An 18,495-nucleotide genomic window follows, 5' to 3' on the forward strand; every position below is an offset into this window, starting at 1 on the left:
CCTGTAAATACGGTTCCGCTAAACCAATTTACAGGACTTTGATGGGGATTGGTATTCATAAACCTTTAAGCTTTAGGGGAATACTTCCTATACTGCAGCATAGGAGGCATGCCCATTGACCAAAGTGGCTACTATGGCGCTGCCGACGCTGCCGCTTTCATAAAATGCTTTAAATGGCAAGTTGATATAGATACCTTTGTCACTCTCAATGCCGGGTGATGTTTGTTGAAAAATGACTTCTTCCATAAAAAATTGCAGGCTATGAGTGCCACTGGTAAACTTGAATGTTAACGAGGATTTCGTGTTATTAACCGCCTTATGCAGTAGTATTGTATCAGCAAAAAACGCCTTGATACTGCCAGACACCTGGAGAATGCCTTCAGGCAAGTCAGTGCGGCAGCCGTTGCCGTCAATGGTATAGGTATTGCCATCCAGGCCAAAATAAACATTCAGGCTGGCTTCGATTACAATAGCCAGTTGCGCCCCGCCTTCTTCCACCGCCCCTTGAAAGTTGCTGAATTTCAGAAATGGAAGTGGGCTCAGGGAGGATGCAAAGGGCCTAGCGCCAACGGTACGTTTTGCACCGGCAATGTAAATATTAGCCGTTAATTCATTATCACCGCCATAGTAGAAGGCAAAATTGTTTACTTTGCAGCCGTTAAACATTTCATAGGCCGGAATATCCGGATACTGCTGCTCCAGTACCATTGATAGCTGACGCTTAGGGCCTTTGAATACGTGGGTGTAAGGAGCCCAGGAGCCGGTAGTCGTCGGGGTGCCAAGCATGGCCTGCAGCCAAAATCCGATACCGACCTGATCAATGGGTACGACAATACTGCCAAATACATCAGTATTGCCGATTGCCGGCTGGATTTGATCACGACAGTCGCGGATGGTTGCGGAATTTATCAGATTTTGATTAATTACCAGTTTCGACTGATTAAAAGGCATATTATAGCCTTGGGGAGCCGCCGGTGTCAGTCCATACGCCTTCTCATAAGCCAGTGCAAGCTGAGAATTAACTCCTTTTGCTCTTGCCATCTTAAAACCTCCTAGAAGTTAATACTATAACCATTAACAGGTGTAATTTTTACCGTAATTTCCATACGTCCAGGAAACCGTGGGAAGTAGGCAACCGGCTCGATGTTGTAATTTGATACACTAATTGGATTGTCAGTGCTTAGTTGTGCAAGTTCCAGGTAGATTAGCTGTCCAAGGCTGTCACATTCCGCTATGCCATTATACTCTGTCACATTATTGGTTACAGTCACTGCATTCTGCACTATCGTCCAGCCCACCGTAAGTTTGTACTCATATTCTTGTAATTCCAAGCCTTCAGATTTAGCACCCGGATAAAGAATAATCAGTGGGCAGTTCTCTGTTGTTGGCGGCGTTTTGCCGTTAATGCCGACGAAGATGTTTGGGACTTTTTTATAATGGGTTGTGCAGAAATCTTTTATCGGCTGGCTGGCTTGCAAGGCATCTCGCCATTTGTTGATTATGTCACTTAATTTCAGTGTGGGAATCATATGATTACCCCCTTTCTTCACTTGTGGTTATGCCGTTTTTTCAGTTTTTGCAGCAGATACTCCCATTTGGTAAATTGCACATTTACCTGTGGTACCGGTAACAATCCACCAGGCGCAGGCCTCCTCCATACATTGACAAAAGGAAACTTTACTATTCTCAGGTTTAATACAAAGTAAAGGACAATACATTCTCTCACCTCCTATCCTTTATCCGTCCACAATTGGTAAAAAAGTGATGATACTATACAAAATTGTATCTTTTCTTCAACTGCCCTATATATAACCTTGTAGCATAAGCGGATAATAAACCCCTGCCGGTTACTCATCATATTGAGTCAATTGACTGGCGGCAATGGTTGCCAGGATATCATAGGCATAGTCCGGATTAGTGGCATAGATTGAGGCCATGGTTTGTACGAAAGTTTCCAGGGAGGTGTTGTCCACATGCTCCACATATACCGGCTCCTGGGTCAATAACAGGCACCAGTCTTCAACGGCTTCTTCCAGCGAGCCGTACAACTTGAATTTATCGACAACACTGACCAATTCGCCGTCGTAATACTCCTGGGTTCTTACTTCGGTAAATAAATCGCCAGCCGCAGCTTTGCGGCCAAAAATATTGTAGTCACCGATCGTATGCCGGCCCCAGCCGCTTTCCATAGCGGCCTGGGCAATGCACACACTGGTATAGAGCTTGTACCTCGGGCAAATACGCTGGGCAACCGGGGCAAGCCAGTCAATAAATTTCTCCGGCGTCATTACTTGATCCCTCCCATTTTTGCTCGGATAAAGGTCAACAGGGGAGTAAGGCTCTGCACACCGGCATCGCGCAGGTTCTCCACAATGCTGAGCGCTTCGGTGGCTGCCAGATAATACCACGCTGTTCTTAAAAACACGCCTTCGCCTCCGGCCATATGATCAACCTGGACAACGGCTGCCACCAAAACCATATATAAAATGATTTTTCCGGCAAACTTTGTTTTCATCATTTCCGACGTAATATATCTGTTGGCAAATGCCTTCTTCATACTACGGACACATTGCCACAGGCCGGCCTGTTCCCGGCATATCCCCTGGTCCAGCAGGTACTTATAGGCTAACGCCAGCCATTTGGTAAATAAATCGATCAGGATCAGCACGATAAAGGCCAACAGGGCCGTACCGTGGTTGCCGAAGAAAAAAGACAGGGTACCGGCCAAAGAAATCTTGGCCAGTGCTACATCCATCAGTGAGTGGGCAGCTCCTTTCGCCGCTTTGCATACGTTGTCTGCTATATCGCCCAATTACCCTACCTCCATAAAAAAAGAGCCCGTAGGCTCTAACTTTAGTTACTTTGGTCATTTAGAGAACTTTCTAGACTGTTTTATTTCATACTATCTCCCCCTATTCTTTATCCGTACAATTCGAGGTCATTTAAGATAAAAAAACTTCTGCATTGTACGTATTTTTTATTTAATACTGAATTTTTCAATTCAAACCTCACATACTGCAGTTGCCTATGACAATCAGTTCCGCTTAACACTATCGATTATAAAAAAACTGTCACCATACTTGTGTCATATGGGAAAGTCTAGGAACCAATATTACGGAATTCGTTCATTCGATAAAATTTCTTATTGCTTCGCCGCCAGCTAATATCAAGGGTATTTAACTGCGAGTGGATCTTTTTCGCTTTTTCTTTGATTTCTGTTTCTGTTAATTCTGGATCTTGGCGGCGGAAGGCGTCTTCAATTACAGACAGTGTGTAATATCTCATCATATTACCTCCCGGTTTTTCTTACTTAAACTGCCTTATTTGAATTAAGATAGTCAGTTATAGCTGCCAATGCCTGTTTCAAATTGTATCTTAGGCTGCTTGTACTCAGTTGCAGATCAAAAGAAATTTCTGAATAGGTATGACCTGCTTTTAATTTATTGAAAATTTTTTGTTGCAGCGGTGATAATATTGCAATACTTTGCTCTACATCAATCAATGAGCATAATATATCTTCTTTGGTATGATTAGTGGAAACCGCGCGGACTTTATCGTAACTGACAGCAGTAACTTGCACAACGCTGTATAACTCGTCATAATGCTTGATGATGCTTGTGATTTGCTCAATCGTATACTCATCACTTCTCGCTTGTTCCGCTTTGTAGTAATGATTCATACTATCCCCCCTATTCTTATACGTACAAGTTGGGATACTAAATGTTTCAATATTTTCGAAAATAAGTTAACATTTTTTCAGCAACTTCCAATTCCGGATATCCTCAGGCTAATTCGTCCCAACCGTCCATATACATGAAAAAAACAGGGAAAAGGCCACCGGCCCCTGCCCTGCTTCTCATCTAACATATTTGCCCGGTCAGCCCCATAGTGCTATACCTTCCACTAATGCCTAAACCTCTAAGGAACACAATCATAATTTCCGGTCATAAGAAAACACGGCTTGCGCCTAGCCTTTGGCGAAAGCGGAAGCCGATGTTACCCTTATCCAGGCGAAAGTTATACTTTCAGGACAAAAAATCCCGGCTATCGAAATAGCCGGGAAGGAAAAATGAGCATAATAATCCCCTCCCTATCGCTCGTAGGTTAAAGCGGTGATTGTCAAACAGGCAGTTCTCCTGGCTCCGGATCTTCACTTGCCCAAACCTTCCCAGAATATGTATTCCAGTGGTATAATTTTGGGTTTGCTCCCCGTTACAGTGGCGGGACCGCGCCGGCTTTGCACCGGTCTTCCCTATTAAGCCCCGTAGGGCACCTGAATCAGCATATATGAGGTTTGTTATAGCGTAACAGAATATGTAAAAATTTGTCAATCAAAAATTCCGCTCTTATGACAAAATTCATCATTTATGGTGGGATAGTCTCTTGGTGTATAGTCCCGCCGTTTCATAAGTAATGCCCCCATTTGTAGTTTTATTTCCTACAAATGGGGGCACTTTGTCATTGTCGTTTTTTATGGTTCATTTCGCACGAACGGTGTTTTATCGCCACAAAAGGGCAGCTACATTTTTAGTAGAACTTTATCCTGTTATCTTCTTAAGTGCTCGCTCGATCCTCGTTAAGGCTTCTACCAAAACACTCCGTTGCGTCGCAAAATTAATACGCGCAAACCCTTCGCCCTGGCTGCCGAAAGATTTACCGGAGTTCAAACCAACTTTTGCCTCTTCCACCAAAAACCTATCCAGTTTTTCGGCCTCTTTAAAGTAGGCACGAAAATCTAACCAGGCCAGAAATGTTCCTTCCGGCTTAACTACTTTAACGCCAGGTAATTTCGTTTCCACAAACTGCACAAGTACATCCGCATTTTTTTCCAAATAGACCAGCAGATTATCCAGCCACGCCTCGCCTTCCTGATAAGCCGTTTCGGTCGCCAGTACACCAAAAAGATTATTCCGTCTAAGGTGCAAACGGTTCACTTCTGTCTCAATCAAGCCGCGCCTGCGCTGGCAGGGTATAATCATAAAGGACGTATTTAATCCAGCGATATTAAAGGTTTTACTGGCTGCCATGAATGTTACGCTCTGTTTGCACACCGGTGTCCCCAGTGAAGCAAACACGGTATGCTTATGCCCGCGATACACTAAGTCACTGTGAATTTCGTCAGATAAGACATCTACCTTATATTTCTGACAAAGAGTATACACCTTTGTCAGTTCTTCCCGGCTCCACACACGGCCTACCGGATTATGCGGGTTACACAACAAGAGCAGTTTATTTTTGGTGTCAGCAAGTTTTTGCTCCAAATCCTCAAAATCAATTTCATAATAGCCGTTTTTCGATAGCAGTGGATTCTCAACGATAATCCGGTTATTATCTTTTATCGAAGCAAAAAACGGTGGATAAACCGGCGGTTGAATGATAATGCCGTCGCCCGGTTCCGATAGCGCTATAATAGATAGAATGATGGATGGTACAACACCCGGTGCCTGGACAATCCAATCTTTTTCAATATTCCAATGATGCCGGCGCCGTACCCAGTCGACAATAGCCTGGTTAAACGTCTCATTCTGAGCGTTATACGCATAAAGAGGATGTTCAGCCCGCGCAGCAATCTTCGCCGCTACCGCCCCGGGAGAGGCAAAATCCATATCGGCGATCCACAACGGCAACACCTCTTCACTACCAAATACGCTGCCGATATCATCCCATTTGCGGCTGCCTGTTCCCTGACGAGTAATAATTTTGTCAAAATCCAACTCCGTACTGCTGTTTCCCATAATTAACTCTCCTCGCTTACCTAAATTCACTCTGGTCGAAAAATCAACCTACAAAGTTTACTCTTTTTTTTGCAATAACTTTTTGTAATAGGAATGGGCTGTATACAAAGCCGCTACCGGATTGTGGCCAGTGACTCTGTCTTTTGTAACAAGGGTCGTAACAGGCGCTTTTGAGTATTTAATAAATAGCGAATCATGTCCTACGCACAAACCAATGACGACATTTAAATCTGTTTTGTGGTAATTCAACACCCGGGCCTGCAGAATTGGGTTACACATAGATTCATGATTTCCCGGCCGGATTTTTTCTTCTTCCAATATCCCGATTTCCGTTTTGTCGACTGCTCCCACTTTGCAAATAGCACTATAATACTCGAATCCCTGGGCCGCTAGAATATCGGCAAAAATTTTCGCCTCTTCAATCAAGCCGGCACAGGTGGCAATCCCTATTTTCTTAGCGCCAATCCGCGTGGCAAATTCAATAATCTCTCCTACCCGGGTCAGTTTCCCATAAAACAGCCCTTCCACCTGCGCCGATGCCCTGGCAATCATCGCGTCTTGATTGTCGCCTTGCAGCAGTTGCTTAATTTCCTCGATATCTTCCGCAATCGGATGCCCGTCATTATCTTTGGTTGTCAGACAAAAAGCCGGGAACTGCGTACTTTTTGTTCTGCAATTATAAATACTGCAATTTGTACAACTTAGGCTTTCTGTATTTTTTTTATCGCTCATACTGATAATTCCTCCCTCTATACTTCATTCTATACTTCTATTTTAGATGTTATATTCCGTAAATGAAATATAACGTGACAAAAACTGTTTTGTACGCATTTCTTTCGGATTACTTAATAGTTCTTGTGGTGGCCCTTGTTCAATGATAACACCTTGATCCATGAAAATAATATTATCGGCGACTTCACGGGCAAAATTAATTTCATGGGTAACCACTACCAGCGTTGCGTTCACTTCCTGGGCTACCTTTTTCATTACTTCCAGTACTTCACCCACTAATTCCGGGTCAAGCGCCGATGTTGGTTCATCAAATAAGATAACGTCAGGATTAAGGGCCAGGGCACGCGCGATCCCAATTCGTTGCTGCTGACCACCGGATAATTCATGCGGATAGGCATCCGCTTTATGAGCCAATCCAACCTTATTTAAAAAATATAAGGCTTTGTCTTTCGCCTCGGCTTTAGGTATCTTTTTTACAACAGTCAAGCCTTCCGTAACATTCTCTAACGCGGTTTTGTTTTTAAACAAATTGTACATCTGAAACACCATCGCCGTATGTTGACGGATGTTATGAATATCCGCTTTTGATGCCGTTTCCACATCAATATGGAGATCATCTAAGATAATTTCTCCACGATCCGCTCTTTCCAGAAAGTTTATTGAGCGCAACAGCGTTGTTTTGCCTGAACCGCTGGGCCCTAAAATAACGGTTACAGAACCGGTGGGTATTGTGCAATTAATTCCCTTTAATACTTCATTGTCACCGAAGGCTTTATGGATGTTTTTAAATGTAATCATTGGGTACTTCCTTTCTTGAAAAAAGCAAGTTTATCTTCCACTGCCAAAAATATTTTTTCAAAAAGAATGCTCATTCCCCAGTACATCAGCGCTACGACTATATACACTTCTAAATAGCGGTTATTATTAGCACTAATAACAGTGGCAGCGCCAAATAGCTCCAGCACGGTGATCATAAAAGCGATGGAAGTATTTTTTATCAAATTAAGAAATTGATTGGCCATCAAAGGCATGGCAAATACGGCAGCTTGCCTAAGAATAATACGATAAAACCCTTGCCACCAGGTCATCCCAATGGACAAGGCCGCCTCCATTTGCCCTTTTTCCACTGACTGCACGGCAGCCCGGAATATTTCCGCTAAATATGCGCCGGTGGTAATCGTCAGACCAATAATAGCAAACCCCATAGCCGGAATTTGATTAAAGTCTATCTTCTTACCTGTTGTATCAGCAAAAAGCATAAAAAGGATGGGCAAGGCGAAAAACACAATATACAGCACGATCATCGTGGGTAAAGCTCTGCCTAATAATACATATAAATCAGCCAAACGACTCAAAACAGGAATTTTATTTATGCGAATAATGGTAACGAAAATCCCCAACATACTGGCTAGAATCATGCTAGTGATTGCCAACCCCAATGTCATGGGGATATACCCGACTAATTTAAAAAAGATTTCCACCAAAAAATTAGGATCGATAATATTATTCATAGTTATCTACTTTCCTTCTTAATCCATAAATTACGAAGCTAACTCCTTGCCTAACGTTGTACGGCGCTCCAGGAATCGAGTCACTGCCTGTATGGCAAAACATAAGAGAACATAGATAATCGCAATATCCACATATAACTCTAAATGCCGATAACTATACGATCCCATCAAATCAGCTTTTCTCAGCATATCGACAACACCGACATTAAAGATTAAGGATGTCCCCTTTAATGTTGAAATGACATTATTACCCAAAGCGGGAATGGCCATACTGAAGGCTTGGGGAAAAATAATTCGAATATAAGCCTGATAACTATTCATACCGATCGAATGAGCCGCTTCCAGCTGCCCTTTATCTACTGCTAAAATACTACTGCGCATAATTTCCGCAACATAAGCACCCGTATGGACTGCCATGATAAAAAATACAAATAGTAACCCAGGTAGGGAGCGAATATCTTGGTAACCAAAACTCTGTAACAATTGAGGTAACCCAAAACAGACTAAATATAGCTGTACCAGGAAGGGAGTACCTCTGATAAAGGAAATATATAAAAGACATAGCTGATTTAGCGCTTTTATTTTATTAATCCGGATTAAAGCGACTATAGAGCCAAGCAAAATGCCAACTACCTCAGCAACTATCGTGACGACTATAGTAACATCAACATAGGATAATAAAATTGGAAATGATTTTACCATATAGTCAATACTGAAATAACTTCCCAAGATACCACCTTCTTTCCAGCGTTATTATCTTGTAACAATGCCACGCGTGTCCTTACATTTGTGGAACAGTATAATCTTTACCTAAAAATTGCTCAGATAGTTTTTTCAGTGTGCCCTCTGCTCTCATTTCTTTTATCGTAGCATCGATTAGGTCGGCCAACTGCTGAGATTTTTCATCTTTACGTAAGGCATAGCAGGTAGCATCACTGGCAATGGTAGGGCCAACCGCCTTTACATTAATGCCCAGCGTCTTTTTCGCTTCTGCAATCGCCACATCATAAACCGGGGTTGCATCAACACGTCCGGTAGCTACTAAATTCAAAGTTTCCGTTGTTCCCTTGTCGGTATATACCAGTTCAATTTTAGGTTCTGCTGTTTCATTGTATTTTTGAAGTTGCCGAGTTACTTCACTACTACTGGTAACAGCAACTTTTTTGCCGCGCAAATCATCAATACCATGTATATCTTCTCTATCCCCTTTTACCGCTAATTTACGACTCGTATAATTGTTAACTTCTTTTGTGAAAATACTCTTATCTTCTCTTTGCGGATTTTTGACAATTTGATTGGCAATAAGATCAATTTGACCAGATTCCAAAGCTAAAAAACCGGCATCTACACTCATTGTTTTAAATTCAAATTTTATAGTAGGATTTCTTTTTTCAATTTCACGTAGAATTTCAATGTCGTAGCCAGTTAAATGGTCCTTCTCATCCATATAAGTAAACGGTTTAAACGTACCACGCGTTGCTACCTGATAAACTTTACTATCTTTTGCGCCTTGTTTTACGTCCTTTGTTGTGCTCTCGCTCAAGCCACAGCCCGCACTAATCGCTAATCCCATAATTAATAAAACTGATAACAATAAACTCCGGTATTTTTTTACACTAATAACTGTCATACATTTTTCCCCTTTACCTAAAGAATTTTTTTAAGCGAATAGTTGGACAAAATAAAAAGACCAATTTCTCTTTTATTTGAGAAATCGGCCTTCAGTTTTCTGATCAGCTTATCTTCTTATCATCCAGTATATTCTATTCTCAATGCGATAGTTATATTATAGTGATACAGTGTAAAGCCGTCAAGTTATATTTTTAAAAATGTTATGTCTACTATATATTGTAATGGAGCTATGTTGAAATCCTGCCATTAATACAATTCGGCAGGATTTTTCTCTTATTATTACTCCATTCACCAGTTAACCTGTCAGAGCTCCAACCATTTCCTTGCACTTTTGCACCTAGCTGCAAACATCCTTTGCACTCAGGTGCATTTTTCGCCGGTTTCAGGGTTGGCATACTTTTTGCAATATTCAATAATCAAACAATCAAAGGAGGCTTCATCCAAAATGAACAAATCAAGAGTAATGATTATGGGAGCAGCAGGCCGTGACTTTCATGTATTCAACACCTACTTCCGCAACAATCCTAATTATGAAGTTGTAGCATTTACTGCAACGCAAATTCCTGATATCGATGGCCGTAAATATCCAGCTACCCTTGCAGGCGATCTCTATCCACAAGGAATTCCTATCGAAAGCGAAGACCACCTCGTAGACCTGATTCAAAAACATAATGTTAATCAAGTCGTCCTGGCTTATAGCGATATTTCCCATGAGGATGTTATGCATAAGGCATCCAGCGTGCTTGCCGCAGGCGCCGACTATCGACTAATAGGCCCTAATAACTCGATGATCAAGTGTGCCAAACCCCTGATATCCGTTTGCGCGGTAAGAACCGGGTGCGGCAAGAGCCAAACTACAAGAGCCGTAGGCAAAGCCCTCCAGGAAATGGGGAAGAAAGTCGTAGTCATTCGGCATCCGATGCCTTATGGAGACTTATCGGAGCAAATATGCCAGCGTTTCGCCAGCTACGCCGATCTGGACCTGCATAAGTGTACTATCGAAGAGCGTGAAGAGTATGAACCGCATATCGATAACGGCATTATCGTTTACGCCGGCGTTGATTATGAAACCATCATCCGCCAAGCAGAAAGTGAGGCTGATGTAGTCCTATGGGATGGTGGCAACAACGATTTTTCGTTCTACAACAGCGACCTCCATATAGTCGTAGTCGATCCTCATCGCCCCGGTCATGAAATAGCTTTCCATCCTGGTGAGACCAATCTTCGAATGGCCGACGTTATCGTCATCAATAAAATGGACACAGCCGATCCCGAAAACGTAAATATCATCCGCAGTAATATTGAAAAACTCAATCCTGCTGCAGTAATCATCGAGGCTGCGTCGCCGGTTTCTGTCACCGAACCAGAAAAAATCCGCGGCAAGCGTGTCCTCGTTATCGAGGATGGTCCCACCCTCACCCATGGCTATATGACGTTTGGTGCCGGAATAGTGGCTGCTAAAAAATTCGGCGCCGGGGAAATCGTGGAAGCCAAGCCATTTGCCGTCGGTACCATCAAAGAGACTTACGATAAATACACCCATCTTTCCGTTATTTTGCCAGCCATGGGCTACGGAGAACAACAAATCAAGGACATGGAAGAAACCATCCGACGCGCCGACTGTGATGCCATAGTCTCAGGGACCCCCATCGACTTGACCCGGGTACTTACTATTGACAAACCGGTCGTACGTGTGAATTATGATCTCCAAGAGATCGGCAAACCGACCGTAAAAGATGTACTCGCAAAGTTTATTTAAATCATTCAGAAATCCCGTAAGGATACCGAACAACGGCTAGTGTGTACCTCCCGCTCTTTGCAGGCGGAAGTGCTCATGTTTTAAAAAGCACTTCCCCTCTCCTCTCTTTTAGTCAAGACTGTTTTTCTGCGGCAATAGGCGGTATACGCCAACCGTAATGCCATGTAATGAGGAGGAGGGTTTTAGTTGTTTGAAAAATTCATTCGGACAAAAGACATTGGTCGCATTTTGCAGGAAGCGGACCAAACCACCGGCCTGCGCAAAACGCTTAGCGCTTGGGATCTTGTATTGTTAGGCTTAGGGGCTACTATTGGAACAGGCATATTTGTATTAACCGGCATAGCGGCCGCGGAACACGCCGGTCCAGGGATAGTTCTTTCTTTCATATTATCAGGTGTAGCCTGCATTTTTGCCGGTCTCACCTATGCAGAACTGGCATCCACTGTACCCATTGCGGGCAGTGCGTATACCTATTCCTATGCCACACTGGGTGAAGGTTTGGCCTGGTTGGTCGGCTGGAATCTCATTCTTGAATACGCCGTCAGCGTTGCGAGCGTTGCCGCCGGTTGGTCGGCCTATGCCGTTGGCTTACTGAATACTGCTTTCGGTATCGAGCTCCCTAAAGCTTTCACCGCCTGCCCCGCTTTAGGCGGGATTATAGATGTGCCTGCAGCCCTGATAGTCCTCCTTTTGACCTATTTGCTTGTCCGTGGTATTAAAGAAAGCGCCAAATTGAATAATATTCTCGTGTACATCAAGGTGGGTGCGGTAATTCTCTTTTTGCTACTTGCTCTCCCCCATGTCAATACCGCTAACTGGACACCTTTCATGCCTATGGGTTTTTCGGGAGTCACGGCGGCCGCAGCCCTGGTATTCTTTGCTTATTTAGGCTTTGACGCCGTTTCAACCTCGGCCGAGGAATGCAAAAATCCGCAAAGAGACTTGCCCATTGGCCTGATCGGTTCCCTTTTGGGCTGCACGCTGCTCTACATCCTGGTATCAGCCGTTTTGACCGGTGCTATCCCTTATACCGATCTGAGAACCGCCGAACCTGTGGCGTATGCCCTAAAGGCCCTGGGATATAAAATCGGTTCCGCCCTTGTCGCCGTCGGAGCCATTACCGGCATTACTTCCGTACTGCTGACCACCTTGTATGGCCAGTCCCGAATCTTTTTCGCCATGTCCCGGGATGGCTTAATTCCCAACAAGGTTTGCAAAATCCACTCCCGTTACGGCACTCCCTACATAATAACCTGGATAACAGGCGTCCTGGTCGCCGCCACAGGCAGTCTCTTTCCTATCGATGAAGTCGCGGAAATGGCCAATATCGGAACCTTCTTTGCCTTTATCACCACCTCTTGCGGAGTTCTTGTTCTGCGCCGCACCAATCCGAATCTGCACCGCCCGTTTAAATGCCCGGCGGTTTATATTATCGCTCCTTTGGCAATTCTGATGTGCGGGTATCTCTCCCTGCAACTGCCGGCCATCACCTGGATCCGTTTTGTGGTCTGGACTGGCCTCGGCATCGTTATCTACTTGTGCTACGGTATGCAAAGCAGTAAGCTGAATCAAAACACCAATAACTCGGCTAGCAGCTAATCGGTTGTTACCTTTCGCACATAAAGAACACATAGCTTGCGCCGGGCCTTAGCGGAAGCGGGCTGTTGCTTTTATTCAGGCGAACTAAACCCCCTTGGGAAAGTTCACTTTTGATTTGTGAGTTTTCCCAAGGGGGTTTACGCTTTTTGATCCTTTAGAAAAATATTATATTTTTTTAGCCTGTATTGTAGCGCCTGCCGCTTTAGGCCCATGGCTTTAGCCGCATGGGATATATTCCCGTCATATTCGTCAAGCATGTTTATAATCATGTTTTTCTCAACCAAACCGATGTCATCTCTGATGCCGTTCCTAACGCAATACTCACTTTCCAGATAATCTTTAAAAGCGCTGCATCCCAGATAATCCAGGTACTGCATAGTTAGCCGTCCGTCGTCGGCAAAATTCATCATCGCTTCGATAACATGTTCAAGCTCCCGAACATTCCCAGGCCAGCGATAATCCTGCAATCTTTTCAATAGCCGGTCATCGATGTGTGTAATGCTTTTGTTGAACTTACTATTGTACTTTGCGACAAAGTAACGAGCAAGCTCCTCGACATCTTCGATTCGCTCGCGCAAAGCCGGGATTTCTACATAGATCACACTCAACCGGTAAAATAAATCTTTCCTCAGCTTGCCTGCTTTTAACAACACACTGGGCTTTTCGTTAGTAGTAGCAATGATTCTGACATTTACCGGGATATCCTCTGCGCCCCCCAGCCTCCTGACCAATCCCTCCTGGAGCACCCGGAGGATTTTGGCCTGTAGAAAAAATCCCATGCTATTAATTTCGTCAAGGAGGATTGTCCCGCCGTGGGCTTGCTCAAATAGACCCGGCTTGTCCAGCGCCCCCGTAAAGCTTCCCCTGGTGGTACCAAAAAGCAGGCTTTCCAGCAAGCTCTCCGGTAACGCTGCACAATTTTGGGCAATAAACGCGTGGTTCTTCCTCGGACTTTCGTAATGTATGCTTTGAGCAAACAACTCTTTACCGGTGCCAGTTTCACCGTAGAGTAAAACACTCGATGACGTCCGGGCAACTTTTTTCAGTCCCTCAATGATTTCCCGGATTTTTCTGTTACTCCCGATAATATCGGCAAAAGAGAATCTGAATCCATTACTGCCTGGGAACTTTGGCCTAGCCGCCTTTTGCTGCTGTAGTTCGGCTACCTTATCCGTCAGGTCGATTATCACTGACATATCACGGGAAACTTCCAGAGCGCCTACGATTTCGCCCTCCTCTATAATCGGTATAGTTGTATTCACCGTTTGCAGTTGTCTGCCGTTGTAATTGATATACCGCTGAAATCGCCCGGTAATAGGTTCGCCAGTCATAACCACTTGATAAAGGGTGCTTTCTTCAGGAGTAAGAGATGGAAAAACATCAAACAGCAGCTTTCCTACCACATTCTGCGGTTCCAGTCCTTCATACTTGGAAAGAGTCTGATTATAAAACAGTACCTTACAGTTACTGTCAACGACCAATATTCCTTCATCCAACGTATTAAAAATATGTTTGATGATATTCAAATTTAAGGAATTTCTCAGCTTGTCATGTGCAGTAGCCACCAGTCGCCCCTCCTTCCCCCTTCAAATAATACACCAATTAATGGAAAATATCTACAAAAATATTACGTCAAATTACCATAGGACTTGTTACAGTGAGATATCACCAGTTTAACGCACTTCCCTACTATCGCAAACACAACATATTGTGTTTAAATATCTATTTTACGGATTGACAACACAATATGCATAAAGTATGATGGTAAGGAAAAGTATGGGAACCAAAATGCAACGGTAGTTGCTACGCTGCTACCTGAAAAACCTAGTGCAATACGGGGGAGGAATATGATGTCGAAGGATTTATTCGTAGAAACCTTTACAGAAACTGAAAAACAGCAAATTCATCAATGGATTGAAAAATTACTCCAAGGAAATTTAACTAGCATAATAAAGCGTACCGGTGAGACGGTCCCTTTTCAACCGGTAAAAATTGCTACTGCCGTTTATAGATCCCTGATAGCGGTAAAAGAATTTCGTACGCCTGAACACCATACCGCCGAAACCTGGTCGAAAAACCTGGCTCTCAGCATCACAAAAATGGTGATCAACCGGCTGGCTATGGACCAAAAGAAAGACGGCTATAGCGTGGAGGATGTGCAGAACTATGTCGAAGATGCCATCTTCGACAGCGGCTTTAAGAAAACCGCCAAAGCCTACATACAATATCGCGCCAACCGGACTGCCATCCGGGAAGCTAAAAATACACTGGATGACGCAGTCGCGGAAATCCTAAAAGAAACGCACCGGGAAAATGCCAATGTCGGCAATTCTCCTTCCGCCAAAATGCTGCAAATCGGCAGTGCCGCCAGCAAATCCTATTATCTTAGCAAAGTGATTTCGGAAAAATTCGCCCAAGCCCATAAATCCGGCGCCATTCATATCCATGACCTGGACTTCTATAGCAAAACTCTTACTTGCCTGCAAATACCACTGGGCAAGTTACTGCAAAACGGCTTCAACTCGGGTCACGGGTTTATCCGTCCGCCACGCCGCGCCTCCTCCGCAGCCGCTTTGGCCTGCATCATCCTGCAGAGCAATCAAAATGACATGCACGGCGGTCAGTCTTATGCCTTCTTTGACCGGGACCTGGCTCCTTATTTTGAAACTGCCAGCGAAGAAGAAGCTTATCAATCGATGGAAGCAGTCATTTATAACCTGAACAGCATGCACTCGCGGGCGGGAGCACAAGTTCCCTTTTCCAGTATAAACATTGGCACAGATACCAGCGCCGGCGGCCGCAAGGTGACCAAAAACTTACTGCTGGCGTACCGCAAGGGATTAGGACACGGCGAAGCTCCCATATTCCCCAATATTATCTTCAAAATAAAAAACGGTATCAATCGTAACCCGGGGGACCCTAACTATGACCTGTTCCGGCTGGCCTTGGAAGTTGCCAGTGTCAGACTTTTCCCGACCTTTAGTTTCATGGATTCCAGTTTTAATAAAGACTATAAAGAAGAAGTGGCCTATATGGGTTGCCGTACCAGAGTCATGGCTAATTGTCGGGGGCCGGAGGTAACCGATGGCCGGGGCAATCTGAGCTTTACCACCATAAACTTGCCCCGCGCGGCCTTGGAAGCAGGCAATAACCTGGACAAGTTCTGGTCCAACCTGGAAACCCTGGTCACGCTGACTGTGGAACAATTATATGAGCGCTACCAGGTTCAGGCCAACCTTAAGGTCAATGATATGCCCTTCCTAATGGGCCAGGGCCTGTATCTGGATTCGGAACAGCTGCAGCCCGGCGACCGTATTGAACCGGCTATCGTCCACGGAAGTTTGTCGGTAGGCTTTATCGGTTTGGCGGAAACCCTGGTGGCCCTGACCGGAAAACACCACGGAGAAGACCCGGCAGTGCTGGCTCTGGGAGAAAAGATTATTAAGAGAATGCGACAACTCATCGATGAAGCAGCGGAAACCTACAATCTGAACTATACGCTGCTGGCAACTCCGGCCGAAGGACTTTCCGGCCGTTTCACCGCCATCGATCAAAAAAAATACGGCAGCATTCCCGGCATCACCGATAAAGAATACTACACCAACTCTTTCCACGTTCCTGTCTACGCCGATATCTCCGCCTTCGATAAAATCCAGACAGAAGGCCTGTTCCATAAATATTGCAATGCCGGCCATATCAGTTATGTGGAATTACCCTCTCCCCCGAGCCAGAATGTTGCTGTAACCGAAAGCCTGATAAAAGCCATGGCTGATGCGGATATGGGGTACGTCGGCATCAATTTCCCACTGGATTATTGCGCTCATTGCGGCTATACCGGCGTTATCCCAGAAGACAATTGTCCTAGCTGCAACACCAATACGGTGCGCCGGGTACGCCGGATCACCGGCTATCTGAGCACGGTAGACCGCTTTAACTCTGCCAAACTCGCCGAATTGAACGGCCGCAAAAAACATCTATGCAAATAGCGCCAGGTGACTGGGGCCACGCCTAAATAGTAAACCGGGTTACCACCAACGTATCGTTGGCGGTAACCCGGTTATTGCTATTGCAGCACACCTATAGAGTTCACTATGCCCTGGCCTCGTTTGTCTTCTCAGGTGTATGTAATACATACACCTTGACCGGCTTAATGCCAAATCCATAGGCTTCCTTGACCGTCCACTTTGCCACATCGATACGGTGGCCCTTGATGGCTCCGCCTGTATCTTCGGCAACTGCATACTCTTTCGTTCCATCAGGATACTTTATCATAACCTGTGATCCAAGGGGAATTACTCTAGGATCCACCGCGATTACCCCTGGCCGGATTTGTGTTCCCAAACGAGTCTTATTACCCCATTGATCATTGTCATGCGGTCCAGGTGCATAGGCTGTGGCTGTAATATTCAAAACCTTTTCTGCCCTCGCTTCTTCCGGCGGAACATTTTGTGCCGTCTGCTCAGTGGGCGGAGGAGGCGTTTCCGGCGCAGCCGCCGTTGGTGTGGCTGGTGGTTTATTGGTATCAGGAACTGTGACAACTGACGCCACACCCGGAATCGTTGCGGCAGCAATAACGACAGCACTGCCGATAGCGGCGGCAATCTTCTTAAAATGCCACTTAGTCTTACCATGATGCTTCGCCTTCATACTACTCGCCCCTTACTTGTCTTTTCAGCTCGATTTATTCATGATACTAACGATGATTCGAGCCACTCTTGTCTTTTATTATTTACCAAAGACGCTATAATATTATGCATTGCACCCTAACCAGCATAATTGTATGCTACTAGTTGCTGATCATCGATGTGGTTTGCCCTTATCCGCCGAATAGAAACCCGTAGTGCAAAAAACTGCCGCCTTCCCACAAGGCGGCAGTTTTTTGCCTTTACTCAATCCCTTTAAACGCATAGTTTACCAATGTCTCAATAAAGGCTTCATCGATTGGCTCCCCGGTTACCAGTAAGCGATAAAACAGCGGACCAAAAATCAAATCAATACCTATTTCCAGGTCTAATTCCTTCTTTAACTCGCCTCTCTGTACGCCCCGCTCCAGAATGCGCCGGGCATCAAGCCGCCGGGGATTAAAATATCTGGTTCGGTATTCTTCCGCCAATTTGGCATCAAATTGGCCTTCCGCAATGAATTCGTTAATCACTTTACCTTCTCTGCTGGTTAAAAACCGGGCTAAATTGGTTACCTGAATAACGATGTCTTTGAGCACCGAACCGGTATCCGGTACGGGAAGCCTGGACATAGCCGCGGAGAGAAAGCCATCCATCACAACCGCTGCTTTGTTTGGCCACCATTTATAAATGGTGGCTTTGCTAACTTTGGCCCGTTCAGCAATCTTGTCCACCGTTACGGCTCCGAAGCCAATTTCCAGCAATAAATCATAGGAAGCGGCCAGAATGGCCTGTTCTGTTGCGACATTACGGGGACGCCCTTTCTTCTTTTCCAATGGAATACCTCCTGTTGCTTTTTCCCTACTAAAACTATACGTACATTATACTAAATATTTTTTTATAAG

General features: G+C 44.8%; 19 protein-coding genes and 1 riboswitch. Of the genes, 3 read left to right on the forward strand and 16 right to left on the reverse strand.

Features of this window, described 5'->3' with window-relative positions; translation table 11 throughout:
- Positions 1–87: 87 nt before the first annotated feature.
- From SRRS_RS22425 to SRRS_RS22485, 13 genes are all read right to left on the reverse strand, one after another.
- Positions 88–1,041, reverse strand: a complete 954-nt coding sequence (locus tag SRRS_RS22425; RefSeq protein ID WP_371363629.1) for a phage tail tube protein — start codon at positions 1,039–1,041, stop codon at positions 88–90.
- Positions 1,042–1,052: 11 nt separating this feature from the next.
- Entirely contained in the window at positions 1,053–1,529 is a 477-nt protein-coding gene (locus tag SRRS_RS22430) for a hypothetical protein (RefSeq protein ID WP_371363630.1), read from the reverse strand.
- A 27-nt stretch (positions 1,530–1,556) separates the two neighbouring features.
- Positions 1,557–1,718 carry a hypothetical protein gene (locus tag SRRS_RS22435; RefSeq protein WP_371363631.1) on the reverse strand — a complete coding sequence of 54 codons (162 nt, stop codon included), beginning with the start codon at positions 1,716–1,718 and terminating at the stop codon, positions 1,557–1,559.
- Positions 1,719–1,847: 129 nt separating this feature from the next.
- Positions 1,848–2,288, reverse strand: coding sequence for a glycoside hydrolase family 73 protein (locus SRRS_RS22440; protein ID WP_371363632.1), 441 nt, complete (start codon positions 2,286–2,288; stop codon positions 1,848–1,850).
- Positions 2,288–2,812: a phage holin family protein gene (locus tag SRRS_RS22445; RefSeq protein WP_371363633.1), complete on the reverse strand. Its 525-nt coding sequence runs from the start codon at positions 2,810–2,812 to the stop codon at positions 2,288–2,290. The genes SRRS_RS22440 and SRRS_RS22445 overlap by 1 nt, the downstream gene beginning before the upstream one ends.
- Before the next feature lie 287 nt (positions 2,813–3,099).
- Positions 3,100–3,288, reverse strand: a complete 189-nt coding sequence (locus tag SRRS_RS22450) for a hypothetical protein (RefSeq protein ID WP_371363634.1) — start codon at positions 3,286–3,288, stop codon at positions 3,100–3,102.
- A gap of 22 nt (positions 3,289–3,310) precedes the next feature.
- Positions 3,311–3,679 (reverse strand): hypothetical protein, encoded by a 369-nt coding sequence (locus SRRS_RS22455; protein ID WP_371363635.1) that lies wholly within the window; start codon positions 3,677–3,679, stop codon positions 3,311–3,313.
- Between the two features lie 429 nt (positions 3,680–4,108).
- A riboswitch (cobalamin riboswitch) is annotated at positions 4,109–4,292 on the reverse strand.
- A 246-nt stretch (positions 4,293–4,538) separates the two neighbouring features.
- Positions 4,539–5,735, reverse strand: a complete 1,197-nt coding sequence (locus SRRS_RS22460) for a MalY/PatB family protein (RefSeq protein WP_371363637.1) — start codon at positions 5,733–5,735, stop codon at positions 4,539–4,541.
- Between the two features lie 57 nt (positions 5,736–5,792).
- Positions 5,793–6,467: a DUF1847 domain-containing protein gene (locus SRRS_RS22465; protein WP_371363638.1), complete on the reverse strand. Its 675-nt coding sequence runs from the start codon at positions 6,465–6,467 to the stop codon at positions 5,793–5,795.
- A gap of 42 nt (positions 6,468–6,509) precedes the next feature.
- Complete coding sequence (locus tag SRRS_RS22470) at positions 6,510–7,265, reverse strand: amino acid ABC transporter ATP-binding protein (RefSeq protein WP_371363639.1); 756 nt, start codon at positions 7,263–7,265, stop codon at positions 6,510–6,512.
- Positions 7,262–7,978 (reverse strand): amino acid ABC transporter permease, encoded by a 717-nt coding sequence (locus SRRS_RS22475; protein WP_371363640.1) that lies wholly within the window; start codon positions 7,976–7,978, stop codon positions 7,262–7,264. Before SRRS_RS22475 ends, SRRS_RS22470 begins: the two co-directional genes overlap by 4 nt.
- Before the next feature lie 30 nt (positions 7,979–8,008).
- Positions 8,009–8,707: an amino acid ABC transporter permease gene (locus SRRS_RS22480; RefSeq protein WP_371363641.1), complete on the reverse strand. Its 699-nt coding sequence runs from the start codon at positions 8,705–8,707 to the stop codon at positions 8,009–8,011.
- Between the two features lie 52 nt (positions 8,708–8,759).
- Positions 8,760–9,608 (reverse strand): transporter substrate-binding domain-containing protein, encoded by an 849-nt coding sequence (locus SRRS_RS22485; protein ID WP_371363642.1) that lies wholly within the window; start codon positions 9,606–9,608, stop codon positions 8,760–8,762.
- Positions 9,609–10,055: 447 nt separating this feature from the next.
- Between SRRS_RS22485 and SRRS_RS22490 the strand changes: the two genes are divergently transcribed.
- Entirely contained in the window at positions 10,056–11,369 is a 1,314-nt protein-coding gene (locus SRRS_RS22490; protein ID WP_371363643.1) for a cyclic 2,3-diphosphoglycerate synthase, read from the forward strand.
- Positions 11,370–11,555: 186 nt separating this feature from the next.
- On the forward strand, positions 11,556–12,968 hold the full coding sequence (locus SRRS_RS22495) for an amino acid permease (protein ID WP_371363644.1): 1,413 nt from the start codon (positions 11,556–11,558) through the stop codon (positions 12,966–12,968).
- 137 nt (positions 12,969–13,105) lie between these two features.
- Here SRRS_RS22495 and SRRS_RS22500 read toward each other — a convergent pair whose 3' ends face one another.
- Entirely contained in the window at positions 13,106–14,533 is a 1,428-nt protein-coding gene (locus tag SRRS_RS22500) for a sigma-54 interaction domain-containing protein (RefSeq protein ID WP_371363645.1), read from the reverse strand.
- A gap of 282 nt (positions 14,534–14,815) precedes the next feature.
- On the opposite strand from SRRS_RS22500, the gene nrdD reads away from it, so the two are divergent.
- The gene (gene nrdD, locus SRRS_RS22505) at positions 14,816–16,954 is read left to right on the forward strand and encodes an anaerobic ribonucleoside-triphosphate reductase (protein ID WP_371363646.1); all 2,139 of its coding nucleotides are present in this window, start codon (positions 14,816–14,818) and stop codon (positions 16,952–16,954) included.
- A 103-nt stretch (positions 16,955–17,057) separates the two neighbouring features.
- Here the strand turns inward: nrdD and SRRS_RS22510 are convergent, their stop codons facing one another.
- Both SRRS_RS22510 and SRRS_RS22515 read right to left on the reverse strand, forming a co-directional pair.
- Positions 17,058–17,615, reverse strand: coding sequence for a 3D domain-containing protein (locus SRRS_RS22510; RefSeq protein WP_371363647.1), 558 nt, complete (start codon positions 17,613–17,615; stop codon positions 17,058–17,060).
- Between the two features lie 238 nt (positions 17,616–17,853).
- On the reverse strand, positions 17,854–18,426 hold the full coding sequence (locus SRRS_RS22515; protein ID WP_371363648.1) for a TetR/AcrR family transcriptional regulator: 573 nt from the start codon (positions 18,424–18,426) through the stop codon (positions 17,854–17,856).
- Positions 18,427–18,495 lie beyond the last annotated feature (69 nt).

Origin of the sequence: Sporomusa rhizae, assembly GCF_041428845.1 — a bacterium.
Classification (GTDB): Bacteria; Bacillota; Negativicutes; order Sporomusales; family Sporomusaceae; genus Sporomusa; species Sporomusa rhizae.

Bases quoted from the DNA above. Each gene is read 5' to 3' on its own strand.
- SRRS_RS22425 (WP_371363629.1), bottom strand. From the start codon at position 1,041: ATGGCAAGAGCAAAAGGAGTTAATTCTCAGCTTGCACTGGCTTATGAG.
- SRRS_RS22450 (WP_371363634.1), bottom strand. From the start codon at position 3,288: ATGATGAGATATTACACACTGTCTGTAATTGAAGACGCCTTCCGCCGC.
- SRRS_RS22470 (WP_371363639.1), bottom strand. From the start codon at position 7,265: ATGATTACATTTAAAAACATCCATAAAGCCTTCGGTGACAATGAAGTA.
- SRRS_RS22475 (WP_371363640.1), bottom strand. From the start codon at position 7,978: ATGAATAATATTATCGATCCTAATTTTTTGGTGGAAATCTTTTTTAAA.
- SRRS_RS22430 (WP_371363630.1), bottom strand. From the start codon at position 1,529: ATGATTCCCACACTGAAATTAAGTGACATAATCAACAAATGGCGAGAT.
- SRRS_RS22485 (WP_371363642.1), bottom strand. From the start codon at position 9,608: ATGACAGTTATTAGTGTAAAAAAATACCGGAGTTTATTGTTATCAGTT.
- SRRS_RS22460 (WP_371363637.1), bottom strand. From the start codon at position 5,735: ATGGGAAACAGCAGTACGGAGTTGGATTTTGACAAAATTATTACTCGT.
- SRRS_RS22440 (WP_371363632.1), bottom strand. From the start codon at position 2,288: ATGACGCCGGAGAAATTTATTGACTGGCTTGCCCCGGTTGCCCAGCGT.
- nrdD (WP_371363646.1), top strand. From the start codon at position 14,816: ATGATGTCGAAGGATTTATTCGTAGAAACCTTTACAGAAACTGAAAAA.
- SRRS_RS22435 (WP_371363631.1), bottom strand. From the start codon at position 1,718: ATGTATTGTCCTTTACTTTGTATTAAACCTGAGAATAGTAAAGTTTCC.
- SRRS_RS22490 (WP_371363643.1), top strand. From the start codon at position 10,056: ATGAACAAATCAAGAGTAATGATTATGGGAGCAGCAGGCCGTGACTTT.
- SRRS_RS22465 (WP_371363638.1), bottom strand. From the start codon at position 6,467: ATGAGCGATAAAAAAAATACAGAAAGCCTAAGTTGTACAAATTGCAGT.
- SRRS_RS22510 (WP_371363647.1), bottom strand. From the start codon at position 17,615: ATGAAGGCGAAGCATCATGGTAAGACTAAGTGGCATTTTAAGAAGATT.
- SRRS_RS22455 (WP_371363635.1), bottom strand. From the start codon at position 3,679: ATGAATCATTACTACAAAGCGGAACAAGCGAGAAGTGATGAGTATACG.